General features: G+C 57.1%; 14 protein-coding genes. 5 read left to right on the top strand and 9 right to left on the bottom strand.

Annotated elements, in window-relative coordinates; all coding sequences use genetic code 11:
* Positions 1-8: 8 nt before the first annotated feature.
* Complete coding sequence (locus HDF12_RS14055) at positions 9-2,747, top strand: PD-(D/E)XK nuclease family protein (RefSeq protein WP_179584349.1); 2,739 nt, start codon at positions 9-11, stop codon at positions 2,745-2,747.
* Positions 2,740-6,363, top strand: a complete 3,624-nt coding sequence (locus HDF12_RS14060) for a UvrD-helicase domain-containing protein (RefSeq protein WP_179584351.1) — start codon at positions 2,740-2,742, stop codon at positions 6,361-6,363. The genes HDF12_RS14055 and HDF12_RS14060 overlap by 8 nt, the downstream gene beginning before the upstream one ends.
* A gap of 87 nt (positions 6,364-6,450) precedes the next feature.
* Here HDF12_RS14060 and phoU read toward each other — a convergent pair whose 3' ends face one another.
* The 7 genes from phoU to HDF12_RS14095 form a co-directional block, all read right to left on the bottom strand.
* Complete coding sequence (gene phoU / locus HDF12_RS14065; protein WP_179584353.1) at positions 6,451-7,113, bottom strand: phosphate signaling complex protein PhoU; 663 nt, start codon at positions 7,111-7,113, stop codon at positions 6,451-6,453.
* The gene (gene pstB / locus HDF12_RS14070; RefSeq protein WP_179584355.1) at positions 7,113-7,871 is read right to left on the bottom strand and encodes a phosphate ABC transporter ATP-binding protein PstB; all 759 of its coding nucleotides are present in this window, start codon (positions 7,869-7,871) and stop codon (positions 7,113-7,115) included. The genes phoU and pstB overlap by 1 nt, the downstream gene beginning before the upstream one ends.
* Positions 7,871-8,782 (bottom strand): phosphate ABC transporter permease PstA, encoded by a 912-nt coding sequence (gene pstA / locus HDF12_RS14075; protein ID WP_218892463.1) that lies wholly within the window; start codon positions 8,780-8,782, stop codon positions 7,871-7,873. The genes pstB and pstA overlap by 1 nt, the downstream gene beginning before the upstream one ends.
* 1 nt (position 8,783) lies before the next feature.
* Positions 8,784-9,848 (bottom strand): phosphate ABC transporter permease subunit PstC, encoded by a 1,065-nt coding sequence (gene pstC / locus HDF12_RS14080; RefSeq protein WP_179586902.1) that lies wholly within the window; start codon positions 9,846-9,848, stop codon positions 8,784-8,786.
* A gap of 133 nt (positions 9,849-9,981) precedes the next feature.
* A complete protein-coding gene (gene pstS / locus HDF12_RS14085) occupies positions 9,982-10,989 on the bottom strand; it encodes a phosphate ABC transporter substrate-binding protein PstS (RefSeq protein ID WP_179584357.1) in 1,008 nt (335 codons plus the stop codon).
* A gap of 108 nt (positions 10,990-11,097) precedes the next feature.
* Positions 11,098-12,468 carry an ATP-binding protein gene (locus HDF12_RS14090; RefSeq protein ID WP_179584359.1) on the bottom strand — a complete coding sequence of 457 codons (1,371 nt, stop codon included), beginning with the start codon at positions 12,466-12,468 and terminating at the stop codon, positions 11,098-11,100.
* A gap of 11 nt (positions 12,469-12,479) precedes the next feature.
* Positions 12,480-13,184: a winged helix-turn-helix domain-containing protein gene (locus tag HDF12_RS14095; RefSeq protein ID WP_179584361.1), complete on the bottom strand. Its 705-nt coding sequence runs from the start codon at positions 13,182-13,184 to the stop codon at positions 12,480-12,482.
* 159 nt (positions 13,185-13,343) lie between these two features.
* On the opposite strand from HDF12_RS14095, the gene HDF12_RS14100 reads away from it, so the two are divergent.
* Positions 13,344-13,712, top strand: coding sequence for a response regulator transcription factor (locus tag HDF12_RS14100; RefSeq protein ID WP_179584363.1), 369 nt, complete (start codon positions 13,344-13,346; stop codon positions 13,710-13,712).
* A 37-nt stretch (positions 13,713-13,749) separates the two neighbouring features.
* The gene (locus HDF12_RS14105) at positions 13,750-15,549 is read left to right on the top strand and encodes an ATP-binding protein (protein WP_179584365.1); all 1,800 of its coding nucleotides are present in this window, start codon (positions 13,750-13,752) and stop codon (positions 15,547-15,549) included.
* Positions 15,550-15,589: 40 nt separating this feature from the next.
* On the opposite strand, the gene HDF12_RS14110 is transcribed toward HDF12_RS14105, so the two are convergent.
* Both HDF12_RS14110 and hemW read right to left on the bottom strand, forming a co-directional pair.
* Positions 15,590-16,636, bottom strand: coding sequence for a threonine aldolase family protein (locus HDF12_RS14110; RefSeq protein WP_179584367.1), 1,047 nt, complete (start codon positions 16,634-16,636; stop codon positions 15,590-15,592).
* 34 nt (positions 16,637-16,670) lie between these two features.
* Positions 16,671-17,897, bottom strand: a complete 1,227-nt coding sequence (gene hemW, locus HDF12_RS14115; protein ID WP_179584369.1) for a radical SAM family heme chaperone HemW — start codon at positions 17,895-17,897, stop codon at positions 16,671-16,673.
* A 102-nt stretch (positions 17,898-17,999) separates the two neighbouring features.
* On the opposite strand from hemW, the gene HDF12_RS14120 reads away from it, so the two are divergent.
* Positions 18,000-18,782 carry a DUF1223 domain-containing protein gene (locus HDF12_RS14120; protein WP_179584371.1) on the top strand — a complete coding sequence of 261 codons (783 nt, stop codon included), beginning with the start codon at positions 18,000-18,002 and terminating at the stop codon, positions 18,780-18,782.
* The last annotated feature ends 41 nt before the right edge of the window (positions 18,783-18,823 follow it).

The raw sequence follows: 18,823 nt of genomic DNA on the forward strand, positions 1-18,823 counted from the left end.
ACCGAAGGATGGACGGTCGTCGACTGCTGCCGGATGGGATCGCTGAGGCGTTGGAACAGGGTGCAGTCGTGGTGACGGGCAACCAGCGGGCAGCACGCGCCATTCGGCGCGGGTGGGATCAGCGCAACAGTGCTTCGGGGCTTACAAGCTGGACGCCCGCAACTGTGATGTCGTGGGATGCATGGCTTGCGAACATGTGGCATCGGCTGGTGGTAGACGCCCACGTCGCGGAGATGATGTTGAATCGGTCACAGGAGCATGTGGTGTGGCGTTCCATTCTCGAAGCAGACGATGAGCTGGCAAGTCTGCGAACTGTGGACTCGCTGGCTGTAATGGCGGCAGAGGCTTGGCAGCTGATATGCAGTTACGATGGGCAAACAGGCCTGCAGGAAGCGATCGGCAACTCGGATACACGGTCGTTTCAGCTATGGGCGCACACGTTTGAACGTCTATGCCAGGCTGAGAGATTCATCGCACAGGCCCAGGTAGAAGACAAGCTATGTGAAGAACTCGAAAAGGGTTTCGCGAGAATCAGTTTCTTTGAGCTCACCGCGGGCAGGGTTGTGTTGGTTGGATTCGATCATATGACCCCAACGCAAAGTCGGCTGGTGGAGGCCTTACTCTCGACGGGGATTCAGGTAGAGGAGTTGCGGATAACTATTGCTGCGCAGCGACGCTTACTGGTAGAAGCGAACGATGGCCCGGAGGAGTTGTTTATCGCAGCGCGCTGGATGCGGACATTTCTTGAAGAGAACGCAGGGGCGACTGTCGCAGTAATCGTGCCTGCGCTTGAGAGCGAGCGCAGAGAGATCGACCGGGTGCTTCGGGAAGTGTTGGCACCTGAGCTTGAAGACATCCGCGCAGACGATCACGTTAAACCTTATGAGTTTTCGCTCGGTTCAACGTTGATCGAGACTCCCATGGTTGCTACCGCGTTCGATCTACTGCGATGGTCAAGCGAGCCGTTGCCGCTGGAGACGGTGAGTGCATTGCTGCTGTCGCCTTACTTCGCAGTGCGCACTGGAGAGGCGAGTGCACGCGCGGAGTTCGATGCCTTTGAACTCCGTAAAGCTCGAATGCTGCGACCGGAGATCTCGCTGCGCGGACTGATCGAGATGATGGATCGATCAAAACGCAGGTCTAAACTCTCGCAACTGCTTCGTACATTGCGCGCAATGCTGAGAGTTGCGGACCGATTGCAAGGACTTGATGCGCGTTCGCATGCAGACTGGGCAGAAAAGATGCGGGAGATTCTGGTAACGGCGGCGTGGGCCTCTAGAGACAGGGAGACCAGCGTTGAATTTCAGACACGGCGCAAGTGGGAGAGTGCCCTGGATGAGCTCGCAACGCTGGACTTCGATGGCGTACCTGTCGACTTTGCACAAGCGCTGGGAGCTATCGAAAGAATTGCTCGCCAGACTATGTTTGCGCCGGAGTCGCGAGAAGCTCCCGTGCAGGTGATGGGTCCGTTGGAGGCTGCTGGAAGCACCTTTGACGCGGTGTGGTTCTTACGTGCGGGCGAGCTGGGTTGGCCGATGCCGACCGTTGGTAGTTCCCTGCTGCCCTGGCATCTGCAAAGTGAATTGGAGATGCCGGGAACAGATGCACCGCTGGACAGCGAACGCGCGCGAAGGATCACGGAGCGGATTGCTGCAAGTGCGAGCACTATCGTGTTCAGTTACGCAAAGGAGATTTCGGAGGGGAACCAGCGACCTTCGCCGTTACTGACCGGGCTCAGCCTGGAGGCGGTTGGAGCCGCCGAGCTCCTAGAGCGTGAGCCGCAGCGCTCAATTGTTGAGTTGGAAGAGATCGCGGACATTGCTGAGGTTCAGGCATTACCGGACCGCGTGATTCGCGGCGGCGCAAGAGTTTTGGAATTGCAGGCGGCGTGCGGTTTTCGGGCCTTTGCTGAGAAGCGGTTGTGGGCGACAGAGCTTGAATCGATCGAACCTGGCATGGATGCGAGAGAGAGCGGTACGGCGGTACACAAGGCGCTCGAGATCTTTTGGGACAAGGTGAAGACGCAGGACAATCTGCGGTCGATGACCACGGAGGAACGCAATGAGGCGCTGGAGTGGTGTGCCGCTCAGGCATTGAAGAAGACAGCAGAAGCGAGTGCGACCAATTGGGACGAAGCGTATGTAGAGGTGCAACGCGAGAGATTGCGCAGACTTCTTTCGGGATGGCTTGAGCTGGAGTTGGAGCGAAGACTACCCTTCGAGGTCAAGCTCAGCGAGAAAGAGCTTAGAGATGTCCGCGTTGGTCCGCTACGCCTGAGTGTTCGTATGGACCGGGTCGACGTAGTGGAAGACGGTGAGGTGCTGATTGACTACAAGACAGGCCACGCGTCGCCCAACGACTGGCTGACTTCAAGACCCGACGCTCCACAGCTTCCGTTGTATGCCATCCTCACGCAAGCGGATCGGTTGCAGGGAGTCGCTTTCGGTCTGGTCCGGGCAGGTGAGGGCCGGGGTCTAAAGGGCTACGCGGTAGGTGATGGCGTTCTACCCAAGCCAAGCAAACTGAAAGACGCCCCAACACTCGAAGGTCAGGTGGATCGGTGGAGAGAAGTGTTGGTGACGCTAGCAGAAGAGTTTTATTCGGGCGACGCGCGTGTGAGTCCAAAGACGTATCCGCGAACCTGCGCTCACTGTGAACAGAGGATCTTATGCAGGCTTGACGTCTCACTGCTTGAGGAGGACGAGGAGGAGGAGGAGGACTTTGGGGCGGGGGTGAGCCGTGGCTGATCTGTTTGTAGCTGCGAAGACTGACGATCTTCCAGGGGACACTCACGTTAGGCGGCCACCAGACTGGCAGGAGCGAGAGCAAGCCCTTGATATTCGACAATCTTGGATCGTAGAGGCGCCGGCCGGGTCCGGCAAGACCGGTCTGTTGATTCAACGCTTCCTGAAGCTGTTAGCCGATGAGAGTGTCGAAGATCCTATTCAGGTTCTGGCCATCACTTTCACAGTAAAAGCGACGGCCGAGATGCGGGAGCGAGTAATCGCTCAATTGGAGAGTGCTTCCCGATGCGAGCCCTTGAAGAGCTATTCCGACTTCGATCGTGAGACACGTGCGTTGGCAGAGATGGTGCTCCGCCATGACGCTTCTCTGGGATGGGAGTTGCTGCAACATCCACGCAGATTGAATATTCGCACTATCGATTCAGTTTGCGGTGAGGTGGCGCGATTATTGCCGGTTCTCTCAGGCGCTGGAGGACGGCAGACGCCAGTCGAAGATCCAACGTTGATGTATCGGGAAGCGGCGAGAGAGACGTTGATGCAACTCGGTGGCAGTGATGTGGAGTTAGACGCTGCACTGCGTACAGTTTTGTTGCATCGCGATGGCAGTCTTCGGGACTGCGAGCGGCTATTGATGGAGATGCTTCCGCTGCGCAATCAGTGGGGAGAGTTGGTCCCTCTGGGAAGACAGCAACTGGACGATGCTTTTCTAGATCAAGCGGTGCTGCCCAAGCTTGAGCTGGCGCTGGAGCAAGCTGTCTGTGCCGGACTGACGCGATTGTCGCTCAGTGTTCCGGAAGACATTCTGCAGGAACTGGCCTCGCTTGCGGGTGAGATGGGGAACGCGGAGGGCTATAGAGGAACGCCTTCTCCAATTGCCATGTGTGCCGGATTGCACACCACACCGCAGGAGACTGCTGAAGACCTCGAACACTGGCGAGCCTTGATTCATCTGCTTACTACACAGGAATCGAAGTGGAGGGCGACTGCAACTCGCAATCATTTGGGCTTCAAAATTGAAAAAAATCACGCCGAGCGGCTGAAGGTTCTGATGCAACAGCTGCGGGACCGCGATGATGTGCTTGAAGCGATCAAAAGAGTGAGGGGCCTGCCGCCTGTTCGGTATCCGCGAGAGCAGTGGGCCGTGGCAAAGGCGCTGTTTCGCGTTTTAAGCAGGGCGCTGGTTGAGTTGCAGCTAGTGTTTGCGCGGCGTGGAGAGTGCGATTTTGCCGAGCTTGGACTGTTAGCGCAGGTCGCGCTCCGGCGGGATGGCGCTATCTCTGATTTGAGCAAAGCATTGGGTATGAGTCTGCAGCACTTGCTTGTCGATGAGATGCAGGACACGTCCACAGGTCAGTACGAACTTATTCAATTACTCACACAGAGATGGGACGGACACAGTCAAACCGTATTTCTTGTAGGCGACCCGAAGCAGTCGATCTATCTGTTCCGACAGGCGCGAGTTGAGCGGTTCGTGAAGACGATGGAGACTGAACTTCTGGGCGATCTTCCGGTTGGAAGACTTCGGTTGACGGCAAACTTCCGTTCGCAAAGTGAGCTTGTTGAAGCGTTCAACGATGATTTTTCTTTGCTGTTTCCCCGGAAAATCAATGCTGCGAATCCGGAGGAGGTGCCATATGTCGAGGCACAGGCTGTCCGGGGGCCTTCGCGACGAGGCTCGCTGAGCCTCGTGTGGCATACGGGTGTGCTGGCCTCAGAAACTTCGGCTAGAACGAAAAAGAAAATGAAGCGGCGACAGGCCAAGTTGGAGGCAGAACAGGTGCGGGCGATCGTCGAGGATTGGCGGAGCAGGCCGCTGCCGCAGGGACGCGGCGAACCATGGAAGTTGGCGGTGTTGGTGAGGAGCCGCAATCTACTGGCCGATATCGTGGTGGAACTGAAGGATGAGGCGAAGGGAACAATTCCGTTTCGTGCAGTGGATATAGAAGCGCTCGGTCAAAGGCAGGAGGTTCTCGATCTCTTTGCGCTGACCAGAGCCATGATGCACCCGGCCGATCGCGTGGCGTGGCTCGCAGTGCTGCATGCCCCGTGGTGCGGCCTTGGGCGTGCCGATCTTCATACGCTGGCGGGCGGGGATGATCCCGATTGCTCAGAGCGATGCATCGGAGATCTAATCACAGAGAGACTTGACCTGCTGAATGAAAAGAGCCGTGCAAGGCTGATGCGCGTGTGGCCCGTGTTGCAAGCAGCACAGGAGAAGCGGTCGGGGTTAGGCGCATCCCAATGGGTAGAGAGAACCTGGCGATCGTTAGGCGGGGATGCGTCTTTGAAGCCGGGCGAGTTGGCCAATGCACGAAGGTATCTACAGCTTCTAGATGAGATGGAAAAGGACACCGGTACGACTAATGTCAGGCTGCTGAAACGCCGACTGGATAAACTGTTTGCCCAACCGGCGGCCGGAGGTTGGGCAGTCGATTTAATGACCATTCATAAGTCGAAGGGCCTGGAGTGGGATGTCGTGATAGTGCCGGGACTTCAGAAGAAAGATCCTGCGGATCGTGAGAAGTTGCTTACATGGAGTGAGATCGATTCCGGCGATTCAGAAGCGGCGCACATCATGCTCGCACCGATCGTGAGTCGCGGTGAAGGTTCAAAGGCACTAAATCGTTGGTTGAAGGACATGGATAAGGCAAAGGAGGCTGCGGAGAGAAAGCGGCTCTTCTATGTCGCATGTACGCGAGCGCGGGAGGAGCTGCATCTGTTCGCTTCTCCCGAAGCCACGGCGAGGGGCGAGGTAATCCGCCCTCATGGGAGTCTGCTGGCTACCGCGTGGCCCGCAGCGGAACGACACTTTAGGGTGAATGCGCCAGACTCGAAGATCCCCGGCCAGATGTTCATGATGCTTCCGAAGTCCCAAGGAGATAGCTTCATCGGCGATATTGCAGCAGCCGCAGACGAAGTTGTGCGACCCGCGATGCTCCAACGCTTTCCAATGGAATTCAATCCAGAATCACGATTTTCGGTAAACCAGAAGCTCTCCTACGGCGAGGAAGCGATTAAACCAGGATCTGCGCACTTCGAAAGACCTGAAGGCTCCTTCGAGGCTCGCGCATTTGGCAACGCTGTCCATGCCTTCCTGGAGATGCTTGCGAAGAGGCTGGCGGTTAATACGAGGGTTGAGACCGTACTGCCCGAAGTGGCGGGATGGACGCCGCGAATCGCGGCTGTGCTGCGGGGAGATGGCCTACAGCCCGCCGTCGTCGAGCGACTCGTTCCACGAGTGAAGACAGCGCTCATCAATATGCTGCAGGACGACGAGGGACGATGGGTGCTGAGCCAGCACAAGCAAGCGTCGAGCGAACTCTCGCTGAGCTCGTGGAGCGATGTGCGCAGCAGTGTGCGATTGGATCGGGTGTTTCATGGTGGGGCAAAACCGATGGAGCCTGGGGCGGGCTATCTTTGGATCATCGACTACAAAACAGCGACGCACGGCCGCGAAGGAATCGACGAGTTTCTTGCCGAGGAGCGAATGAAGTACACGGACCAGATGAAGCTGTATGCCCAAACGATGGGCGACCGCGTCGAGAGCGGAAAGCTGCGAGTTGGCCTGTACTATCCGATGATGCCAAAACTCGTCTGGTGGGAACCAGACATAGACTGACTCTGGGTTCCGTGGAGCCGGAGGCAGCACCAATCTCTCGGACTCAAATGGAGGTGGGAATCGTAGTAATCCTATACCATCGCCGAGCTAGAGTGCGTTGCTGTTATGACGGACGTCCGCGCCACGAACCCAGAAGATAACATCTTCGGCGATATTAGTGGCGTGGTCGCCGACGCGTTCCAGGTTGCGGGCGATGATCAGAGCGTTGAGCGATTGCGGAGTAAGTTCGGGCTTTTCCTTGATGAGCGAACTGAGCGCGTAAAAAGCAGCATCATTCATCTCGTCAACCTGATCGTCGAGTCGAAGAACAGATTCGGCTAGTTCGGCATCGCCTTCGATGAAGGCCTGTAGCGATTTGCGAACCATTGCGGAAGAGAGTGAGGCGAGCTTGGGAATGTCGACCGGAAGATCGATGTTGGCGAAAGCACCCATCTCTCTTACGCGCACAGCAATGTTGACAGCCTGGTCGCCCACGCGTTCAAGGTCGGCATTAATTCTGATCACTGAGAGAATGAAGCGAAGATCGATGGCCATTGGCTGTTCCATAGCCAGCAAGTCTAGCGCCATTTGATCGATCTCGCGTTCGAGACGATTGATGGAGGGCTCGGCGCGGAAGACGAGTTCGCAGATCGAAAGATCGCGCGTGCGGTAGGCTTCGATGGAGCGCTGAATCGCCTGCTCCGCCATCCCCGCCATCACAAGCAATTTCTCCTTCAGTTCGTCGAGGCTCTGATGAAATTTGACGCGCATCAGCCGAACCTCCCGGTGATGTAGTCTTCCGTTCGCTTGTCCCTCGGGTTCGTAAAGATCTTGTGGGTAGAGTCGAACTCGACCATCTTACCGTTGAGGAAGAAGCCGGTGTTTTCGGCAACGCGGGCTGCCTGCTGCATGTTATGCGTCACGATGACGATGGTGTACTGACTCTTGAGCTGAAAGATGAGATCTTCAATCTTTGAGGTTGAGACCGGGTCCAGCGCAGAGGCGGGTTCGTCCATCAGTAGAACCTCTGGATCGACAGCGAGCGCACGGGCGATGCACATACGTTGTTGCTGGCCTCCGGAGAGCGAGGCGCCGGATTTCTTTTTGAGATCGTCCTTGACCTCTTCCCAAAGCGCGGCCTGTTTGAGGGAACGCTCGACCGTCTCGTCGAGGATGCGGCGATTGCGGAAGCCGTTGAGTTTGAGGCCACTGACGACGTTGTCGTAGATGGACATGGTCGGGAATGGATTGGGCCGCTGGAAGACCATGCCAACGCGGCGGCGGATCTCAACCGGCGAGGCGTCGTTGTAGATGTCGACGTCACCCATCTTGACGGTGCCGGTGGCGCGGGCGATGGGATTGGTCTCGTGCATACGGTTGAGGCAACGGACGAAGGTGGATTTACCGCAGCCCGAAGGGCCGATGAGCGCGGTGGCGTGGTTCGCCGGTATATGCAGGTTGATGTCCTGCAGGGTGTGCGTTGTTCCATACCACGCGTTCAAATCCTCAACTAAAATGCCGACTCCCACTAGCTTCCTCCCTTGAGTACGCCGCGGTTGGCAAAGATGCGGACGAGCGTGACCGAGACCATGATTAAGACGATAAGAACGAGCGAACCGGCCCAAGCGAGACGATGCCACTCGTCATACGGCGATATGGCATAGACGTAAATCTGCAGAGGCAGAGCGGCGATCGGTTCGCTGAGTTTGAAGTTCCAGAACTGATTTCCGAAAGCAGTGAAGAGCAGCGGAGCGGTCTCTCCAGCAACGCGGGCGAATGCCAGCATGCAGCCGGTGATGATGCCAGGCGAGGCCGTACGTAGACTGACCGAGATCGCTGTTCTCCATTTAGGGACGCCAAGGCCAAGAGCGGCCTCACGAATAGCATGCGGAACCGTGGCGAGCATCTCTTCTGTGGTGCGCGTGATGGTTGGGACCATCATGATGGCGAGAGCTACTCCTCCAGCCAGAGCGGAGAAGTGTTTTTGTTGAACGACGATCAGCGAATAGATCGAGATGCCCATGACAATAGATGGAACGCCATTCAGCACGTCTGCCGTGAAACGGACCGCGGTGGCAAGAGTCTTGCCCCGACCAAACTCTGCAAGATAGACTCCGGCCGCAATGCCGATTGGGATACCCATCAGGCTAGCAAGGAAGAGGATGATGCCTGAGCCGACGATGGAGTTCGCCATACCTCCACCGGCCTCACCTACCGGGGCGGGAATGTGCGTGAAGAAGGCGAGATTTAGCGAACTCGCACCCTTATAGATCAGATAAAAGAGGATAGCGACCAACGGCAGGATTACCAGGACAGTCGCGAGGATGCAAAGACCGCTGACAAAGTAGTTGGTAGTGGCGCGCCATGCTTTGTTTCTGCGCATGGACTTGGACTCGAAGTCCATGGGGCGGGGCTGGTTGCTCAAGGGTTGAGTACTCATGTCAGTTCACCCGCGCCGGCGCGTTGCGTGTGACCGCCCAGACCATCAGACGTGCGATAGCGTTCACCACGATGGTTACCAGGAAGAGCGCGAGGCCGATCTCGATGAGGGCACTAAGGTAAAGATCGCCGGTGGCCTCAGAGAACTCGTTGGCGATGACGCTGGCCAGCGTGTAGCCGGGAGCGAAGAGCGACTTACTGATATCGGGGTGATTGCCGATGACCATGGTGACAGCCATCGTCTCCCCGAGGGCACGACCGAGCCCCAGCATGACGGCTCCCACGATGCCGATCCGGGAGTTGCGCAGAACGCCGATGCGAATCATCTCCCAACGGGTGGCTCCCAGAGCAAGTACAGCCTCTCGCTGGCTATTGGGTACCGCGTTCATGATGTCGCGGGTCAGCGAGGAGATGATCGGAAGGATCATGATCGCGAGGATCATGCTGGCTGTCAGAAGGCCAACGCCGAAGTTGGTGCCTTCGAAGAAGCCGGTCCAGCCGAGCGTCTTATAGAGGAAGGGGCCGATGAGATCACGCATGAGCGGGACAAGGACGAAGACGGCCCAAAGACCATAGACGACGCTGGGAATGGCTGCCAGCAGTTCCGTGAGGAAGGAGATCGGGGCACGAAGAACGCGGGGGCACAGTTCCGTAAGAAAGATCGCTACTCCAAGTGCCAGTGGGACCGCCATACATAGAGCCAGCAGCGAAGTGGCGAGTGTGCCATAGATGAAGGGCAGCGCACCAAAGTCTCCAGAAACCGGATCCCACGCCTGGCGCGTGAAGAACTTCCAACCGAACTGGATGAGGCTCAACCGGGAGTGAACGACCAGAATGACGAAGATAAAGAGGACAATGGCGAAGATGCTGCACGCGCAGAGAAGCATAACCGCGGCGAAGCTATTATCAGCAAAGCTGCCGCTTCCCCGTTTGCTGAGGAAGTCTCGAATTGGAGATTGGGTTGCACCAACCGCAGTCGGCGTCGCATCCGCAGCAGATGCCACAGGAGGCGCTGGCAGGGGCGACGGTACAGGCAACGGAGAGCTTGATTCTCTTTCGGGAGTCATACGGGTAGAAGACACAATCCTATTTTTCCTGACGGTTGACTCTACGGATCGATTGTATCGAGCTTATTATCCTGAAACTGGGAGAAAAAAGATGCCGCACGGATCTCGAGGTGAAACCCGTGCGGCAGAGTAACTACTTTACGTTCGCGATGCTCTTGCGAACCATATCCTGCACCTGCTTGGGCAATGGAGCATAGGTCAGCGCAGCGGCTTCGGTTTCGCCATGGTCCAGCATCCAGCCCAGAAAATCGGCCAGCGCCTTTGCCTTGTTTGGATCGGTGGAGTGAGTTGGGATCAGCAGCCAAGTAAAGCTGGAGATCGGGTAGGAGTCGGCGCCTGCTGCGTTCGTGATGGAGACACGATAGTCGGCAGGCATTGTCTTGGCAGTGGCGGCGGCAGCAGCGGTCACACCGGCGGTCGACGCCTTGAGAAATCTACCTGAAGCATTGCGAACTGCGCCGAAGCTCATCTTGTTCGTCTCGGCGTAGATCAGCTCGACATAACCGAAAGAGTAAGGCGACTGGCGAACCATGCCGGCTACGCCCTCATTTCCCTTTTGGCCGATACCTGTCGGCCACTTGACCGAGGTGCTATGGCCTACTTTGTTCGACCAGTCAGGGCTCACCTTTGAGAGAAAGTCAGTGAAGATAAATGTTGTTCCACTTCCGTCCGAACGATAGACGGGCAGAATCGATTTGTCCGGCAGACTGACTCCCGGATTATCCTTTGCGATGCGCGCGTCGTTCCACTTGCTAATCTTGCCAAGATATATATCGGCAATGACGTCGGAAGAGAAGTTGAGTTCTTTGTTGACGCCCGGTAGATTGTAGACCGGTACCACTGCACCAAGGACTGTGGGGATGTGCATCACCTTGATCTTGGCATCCTTCAGCTGTTGATCGGTCATTGGTCCGTCGGTAGCGCCAAAATCGACGGTGCCTTCCGACACCTGGCGAATACCGCCGCCGGAGCCGATGGACTGATAGTTAATTTTCACGTCTGGGTGCAGCGCGCTGTATTCGCTAAACCACTTGGAGTAGATAGGATACGGGAAGGTCGCCCCGGCTCCGTTGATGTTCTGTGCGTTGGCTCCGATAGTTAAAAGCGCCAGTACGCCTGTTGCGATGACTTTCAGTTTCACTCGTCCCCCTAGGCTTAAGTGCATCGATCCATCAAACCAGTCAATACATCTCACAATGAGTGTGAGCGGGAATTGTTACGGGGAGGTTACATCGTAGTGAAAACGGCATTATTCCACTAAGTTCTGAGCTTTAGGGAGTGTGAATATAAAGTTGCTGCCGGCGTTGAGCTCGCTTTCGGCTCGAATCGATCCGCCGTGAGTCTGCACCATGTGTCGTGCAATGGCGAGTCCCAACCCGGTCCCGCCTGACTCTCTTGAACGCGCTTTGTCTACCCGATAGAAGCGCTCGAAGATGCGGCCGAGGTGTTCCGAGGCAATTCCGGGGCCAAAATCCCTCACACTGAACTCGACGGCCTCAATCGGATCCGACACGTCGCGGGACGAGACGATCACCTTGCAAACGGGTGCGTTCCTGGCCTGGCCGTACTTGATACCATTCTCAATGAGGTTGCTGAGAACCTGGAGGATCGCATCGGTGTCGGCGAAGACCTCGGCGGAGGAGATCTCACCAATCTCGAGGATCGATTCGGTGTCCTGTACGAGGCCGCTCATCGCCTGCACAGCATCGCGCACTAAAATGTCGGCTGGGATTGGGGCCGGGTGCAGCTCCTGCTCGGAGGATTCGACCCGTGCCATCACCAACAGATCTTCGGTCAGGCGATTCATTCGAGTTGCGTTCTTCAAGATGATGGTCAGAAACTCTCGCGCTGACTGACTGAGCGAAGCCTCGTGGTCAAGCAGTGTTTCAACGTAACCCGTAATCGACGTCAAGGGGGTACGCAGTTCGTGCGAAACATTAGCCACGAAGTCGCGCTGGGTTCGTTCGACCTGTTCGATGCGGGTAATGTCGTGAAGAACGGCCACGGCTCCGCCACCGGGCATCGGAGAGACGTTCACTTCAAAGATACGCCCCGGCAAAAGCGAGGTCGAGCGGCCATCGCTCACCACACGCTGCTCGAGGGCGGTCCGAACGCAATCCAGAATCTCCGGATCGCGGATCGTCTGGACCAGCGCGTGTCCGATACGGATCGCGCTGCTAAAGGAAGCACCTGGAATCAGCTTCTGCATCCGCTGATTGGTCCACTGAATGCGGCCTGCGGGATCGACGGCAACCACCGCATCCTGCATGCTGTCGATCATTGCTTCGAGTTCGTGCCGGCTTTCTGAGGCCTCGCTCAGCGAACGGTTCACATGATCGGAGGCAACTGAAATCGCACGTGCCAGGCCATCAAAATTGCTGAAGGAGGGTTTGATCTCTCCTACCTGGCGCTCAGGAACCGCCGCGGCAGAATTTTGCAGGAGCGTGACGTCTTGCCGAACCGAACGCGCCAGAGAGAAGGCACTGATACCGGCCCATGCGATAACAAGGACACCGGCGATTATCCAGCGGTGCGGGAGCGAGGAGAATCCTGCTAGCGCAACGAATACCAACGCGATCGCGATGCGAAGGAAGACCGAAAGAAAGACACCACGCCTCACGAGCCGCCCCCCTAGGCTTGTGCCGCCTTAGGAATCTCGAATCGATAGCCCGCGCCACGCATGGTCTTCAAATAGCGCGGTGTCTCGGCGTCGGCCTCGATCTTTTCGCGAATACGACGGACGTAAACGTCGACCGAACGAGGCGTCACAAAGCGGGCGTCGCCCCACACCGCGTCCAGAAGATGATCGCGACTAAAAACACGCCCGGGATGACGGGCGAGATAATCGAGAAGCCGAAACTCCGTAGCGGTCGTCGTTACCAGTTCGCCGTTCACGCGAAGCTGCATCGCGCTGGCGTCAATCTCAACATTCTCGAACTTGAGAACTGAAGGCGAGCTTGGTCTCTCGAAGCGCCGCAGTACCGCTTTGACCCTCGCTACAAGCTCGCGCGTGGCGAAGGGTTTGGTGATGTAATCGTCCGCTCCCATCTCCAGGCCATGGACGCGGTCGTTTTCGGCAGCGCGTGCCGTCAGGAAGATAATCGGAACCACGCTGAGGGTAGGATTCTGACGGAGCCGTCGGCATAGGTCGAGACCGTCGCCACCGGGGACCATGATGTCCAACAGAAAAAGTGCGGGCGGTTGCCGTTCGGCATCGGCAAGTATCTGATTGATAGCAAGATACGGGCGAACTGTAAAGCCGGCGCTCTCCAGGTGGTACTGCACCAGTCGGGAGATATCCGCATCGTCTTCCAAAACAAAAATCGTCTGACTCACTTCGTAAACCCCTGTCAACTCGCGACTTGATTAACGTCAGGTTAGCGCACCCCGGACGGGGGATTGCTAACGTACGATGAATCGTCCACAGTAAACCGTATGAAGAGTACGTTCGTATACTCTAGAGTAATTCTACGGGTTGTAGATGGTCAGAACTCCATGAAACAGAACTCCAATCTCGTCCTTTGCGTGGATGACGAACGAATCGGGCTCGAGGTTCGGAAGATTTTGCTGGAACGCGCTGGATACCGAGTGTTGACTGCATCAGATGGACCGACCGGCCTTGCCATCTTCTCAACCGAGCCGGTCGAGGCGGTTGTGTTGGACTACTCCATGCCCGGCATGCACGGCGGCGAAATCGCCATCCAGATGCGTCAGACAAAGCCCCAGGTCCCCATCCTTTTGCTCTCCGCCTACATTGGTCTGGCTCCTGAGGTGACCTCTGTGGTGGATCTCTATATGACTAAGGGAGAAGGTGCGCCTGTTCTTCTGGAAAAACTAGGCAGCCTGCTGCAACCAATCAGTTGATCCAACCCGCGAAGGCAAGGCACGAGATGAGAGGACTGTGAATCTAAGTCAGTTCAATAACATTCTAAGGCAGGTGTTCATATTGCCTGTCGTGGCGTTGCTGGTGGTCGCCGGCGCGCTCTACGTCCAGATCCGAGGATCAAACGTAACGGTTAATCTTATCCAGGAATCTGACGCCCGAATCTCACAGGCGACCCTTCTTTCGAAACTGATTGTGGATGAGGAGTCCGGCCTACGCGGATACGAAACCACCGGCGACACAAGGTTTCTGCAGCCCTTTTACGAAGCTGAGTCCCATCTGCAGAGCGAAATCCAAAACCTTGACAACATGGCCGGAGCCGACGCGGACCAGAAGCACGACATTGCAGACCTCCGAGACGAACATCAGACATGGGAGGACGCGTTTGCCCTTCCCATTATCGCGACCGTTCGTGGAGGAGGACAGACCAACGACGTCGATTTGAACCTGCATGGCAAGGTCTTGATGGACAATGTTCGTCACGACCTCACCGACATCATCCAGAAGGCTGAGGCCAGCCGCACCCGTCGAATCGCCCGGTGGCACCGTCAAGTCCATAGCCTGCTTCTCGTGTTGCTCGCGCTGGCTCTTGGAATGGGGGTCTTGATCGGCCTCTTTACCCGCAGCCGTCTCCATGCAGTCTCCGCAGCATACCGAGGTTCGCTTGACATCCTAGGCCGCCGCGCCGAAGAACTCTACCAATCCGAGCAGCAACTCCGGACCACTCTCGAATCGATTGGCGACGGAGTCATCACGTGCGATGCTGAAGGCCGCATCCAGATGATGAATCCCGTAGCAAGGGAGTTGACCGGCTGGAGTCAGACCGAGGCCGATGGACGACGACTCGAAGAGATCTTCCGCATCGTCAACGAGACGACGCGCGAACCGGTAGAAACACCCGTCGCGAAGGTGAGGCGACTCGACAGGATCGTCGGCATGGCGAACCATCACACCATTCTCCTGCGCAAGGACGGCACTGAACTCGATATCTCCGACAGCGGCGCGCCCATCCGCGACAAAGCTGGCAACACGATCGGCATCGTCCTCGTCTTTCGCGACATCACGATGGAACGTAAAACACAAGAGGCTCTGATTGCGAACGAGAAGCTGGCCGTTGCGGGTCGCCTTGCCGCCACGATTGCGCACGAGATCCATAACCCGCTCGACTCCGTCTCGAATCTGCTTTATCTCATGCGCAACGGCGCGTCTCCCGAGGAATCGGTCCACTTCATGGATATGGCCGAGCAGGAGTTGACGCGAGTCACTCAGATCAGCCGCGCCATGCTTGGGCTGTATCGCGAATCGAAGGCTCCTGTTGTGGTGGATCTCAAAGAGATGCTGGAGGAGATTCTCCTTCTGATGGAAAGACGACTCAGTGATCTCGGTGTGACGACGACAACAGAGATGCCCGAACCGATCGAAGTATGCGCCTTCCCTGCCGAACTGCGGCAGGTGTTCACCAACCTCATCACGAATGCGGCCGAAGCAGCCGGTCAGGGCGGGCAGGTAAAAGTCAGCATCGTACCGCAATGCGCAAGTGTCGGAGCAAATGGCCAGAAGCTGCAACCCGGGGCGATCATCTCGATAGCCGACAATGGAGTGGGCATTCCAGACGATGTACAGCCACACCTGTTCCAGCCTTTTTTCACCACGAAAGGAGAGCATGGAACTGGCCTCGGTCTTTGGGTCAGCCGCGGAATCATCAATAAACATGCGGGCACGATCTCTATCTCCAGCGATACGAGCGACGCATCGCACGGCACCAGAGTCAGCGTCTTCCTCGCAACCGATCCCACTATCAATGCTGGCGGAGATTAGGCTTTCGGTCTAAGCCACGACACGAAAGCCGCCCCGGTTATTAGAGCGCACGCAACTCCTCTGACACAATCGCCGCGGCCTTGGTGCAAGCGACTCGATCGACATCGTAGTGCGTCACGAATCGCACCGAGTGGGGGCCGATGGCGCTGGCCAACACTCCTTTCTGCTTCAATGCAGCAACGAAGCCCACGGCATCGCCGCCGTTGGCCTGATCTGTGCCAAGCAGCTTGAAGATCACAATGTTGGTCTGCACCGCATCTAGATCGATCACCGCCTTACTGGGCTCCGACGCGACCGCATCTGCTAGAAGACGAGCATTCGAGTGATCTTCCTGCAAGCGCTTCGGCATCTCGTGCAAAGCGATCAGCCCGGCAGCGGCAATGATACCCGCCTGCCGCATGCCTCCACCCAAGGCTTTGCGATAGATCCGAGCCTCATCAATTGACTTCTTGCTGCCGAGCAGCATGGAACCGACCGGCGCGCCCAACCCCTTCGACAGACAGAACATGACGGTGTCGAATCCGCTGGTCAACTTCGCCACGCTAAGTCCCAGCGCAGTCGCTGCGTTAAACACTCTTGCCCCATCGAGATGGACTGGTAAGCCGACTTCGCGAGCGCCTGCCCATACTTCTTCGAGAACCGGCAACGGAGTTACCGTACCGCCGGCCATGTTGTGTGAGTTCTCCAGACTGATCAGCGCCGTTTGAGCGCGATAGTAGATTTTTGCGCCGATCGCAGGCTTGATGTGGTCCCACGTCAGGATGCCTCGCTCTGCTGCGACCGTACGTGCCTGGCAGCCCGAGAACGCGGCCATCATCGCTATTTCCCAGTCCAATACGTGCGACCGCGCTTCGCAGATAACCTCCTGCCCGTGACGCGTATGTAACCGAATCGCAATTTGATTTCCCATTGTTCCGGTCGGCACGAAGATGGAAGCCTCGCGACCAAAAACCTCCGCGGCATCTTTTTCCAGACGGTTGACAGTAGGGTCTTCACTATAGACATCGTCGCCGACCTCCGCGGAGGCCATCGCCTCGCGCATGGCTGCGGTGGGGCGGGTAACGGTGTCGCTGCGCAGATCGATCATGGTCTTCGTTCTCTCCTGTGATGATTGTTCTTTTTTATGCGGCGGTAGAAATCAACAGCCGGCTGAAGACTTCGTTGGAGACTAAGCGTCCACGCGGAGTCAACCGAATCCTTCCAGAGTCGAGTACCAGTAGACCTGCATCGCGAACCTCTATCAGGGCAGGCATCGTCTCCTCCAATAAGGTCTCACCAAACTGTCTCCGTAACGTGCCGAGATCGACCCCTTCATTAAGACGCAAGCCGAGAAAGAGCGACTCCTCAAAAGCCTCGCCAGGCCCGACGATATCGACCTGACTATCCGTCGCGTCCTGCTCTGATTCAAAAAGGCGAAGCGGATTCGCAGCCGATCCTTGTCCGAGATAACGTTCCAGATCGCTGGTGTTGGCAAATCTCACCGCATCTGGACCAGCAAGCAGCATCGAGTGAGCATCGAGCCCAAAGCCGATATAAGGCTGACGCTGCCAGTACTTCATATTATGACGAGACTGATGTCCAGACCGTGCAAAGTTCGAGATCTCGTACTGTTGCACACCTGCATCCCGCAGCATGTCGCACGCATGCTGATACCACTCCGCAGCCTGATCCTCATCGGGCACAGCTGCAGCACTGTATCGACTTCCCTGCTCCAGCAGCTCTCGTCCCAGCCGCGAATCCTCATCTACTTCAAGCAAGTAGACACTGATATGTGGCGCACCACTTGCAATGGCCTGCTCCACGGAGTACTGCCAACTCTCCGCTGTCTGGTGCGGCAGTCCTGCGATCAGGTCGATATTGATATCGCGAACGGCGGCAGCTCTCACTCTCGCAATCTCCGCGTCGCACTGCTGTCGCGTATGCAACCGCCCGACCGCTACCGTCTCCCGGTCAACAAACGACTGCACGCCAAAACTGATTCGGTTCATCCCCTGCCGCAATAGCTCGTCCAGGGTCCCATCCGCGAGCTGCCCCGGAGCACATTCCAGAGTGATCTCCGCATCAGTGTCGATGTCGAACTCGCCACGCAGATGCTGAAATATCTTCTCAAACTGTTGAGCCGAAAGCAGGCTAGGCGTTCCCCCGCCGAAGTAGATCGTGTCCACGGCCCTGGGGAGCGAGGCATCGATTCTTTCTGCAGCCTCGTGTGCTCCGCGAATCTCTCCGCACAGGCGATCGACATAGTGCTGCATCCGTTCTGCGCCGAATACACCCGAAGCAAAGTTGCAGAAGGTGCACTTTGCCTTGCAGAACGGAACCGAAATGTAGACGCCAACAGGGCCAGCCATTAGTACGAGATATCCTCCCTCCAATTGTTTCACGCTTGGTCCTTTCTCGTGGACGTAACTAAACAAGCGCAAGCGGCTCTAACGTTACAGAGGTTCAGTTCTATGCTGCAGATTCGCTCCTTCGCCACCTCCGTCCTTTCGCTTTTCTTCCTCGCCGCGCCGATCTCCGCTCTCTCGCAGGCTGCTCCGTCCAACCGCACGCCGGTTCTGGTGGAGCTCTTCACTTCTGAGGGTTGTTCCAGCTGTCCGCCCGCAGACGCCTTGCTCGCTAAGCTCGACCACGATCAACCCATTCAAAACGCTGAGATCATCGTGCTCGGCGAGCACGTCGACTACTGGGACAATCTCGGCTGGCACGACCGTTTCTCCTCACACCAGTACACCGAGCGTCAAAACCAATACAGCGCTCGCCTCGGCGTTGACGGTGTCTACACCCCGCAGATGATCGTCGACGGAACTGACCAGTTCGTCGGCAACGACAGCTCCCACGCCCACCGGTCGATCGCAAGCGCCGCACAGAAGGCCAAACTAAACCTATTGCTCTCCCGCCCCGTGGTAGACGCCCGAAAAATCTCAGCCTCCGTCTCGCTGCCTGCGTCCTCGGTATCTTCGTCGCGCGTCGAACTCTACGCCGCCCTGGTCGATCCGACGGACATCACTGACGTTCGCAACGGCGAAAATGGCGGTCGCAGGCTTCAGCACGTCGGTGTCGTACGGAACCTGCAGCGCATTGGATCTTTGAAAGACCTGGCGGCTGGCCCACTTAGCTTCAGCCTTAACGCTCCCGGAGACGCGAACGTTGTCAACATGCGCGTGGTGGTCTTCGCCCAGCTGAACGACCAAGGCACTGTATTGGGCGCAGTGGTGATAGACGTCAAACCCTAATGAACCCCGCACTTCCCGAATCTCTAGTCGCCCTTAAGCAT

It is taken from the genome of Tunturiibacter gelidiferens, assembly GCF_013410115.1.
Lineage (GTDB): Bacteria > Acidobacteriota > Terriglobia > Terriglobales > Acidobacteriaceae > Edaphobacter > Edaphobacter gelidiferens.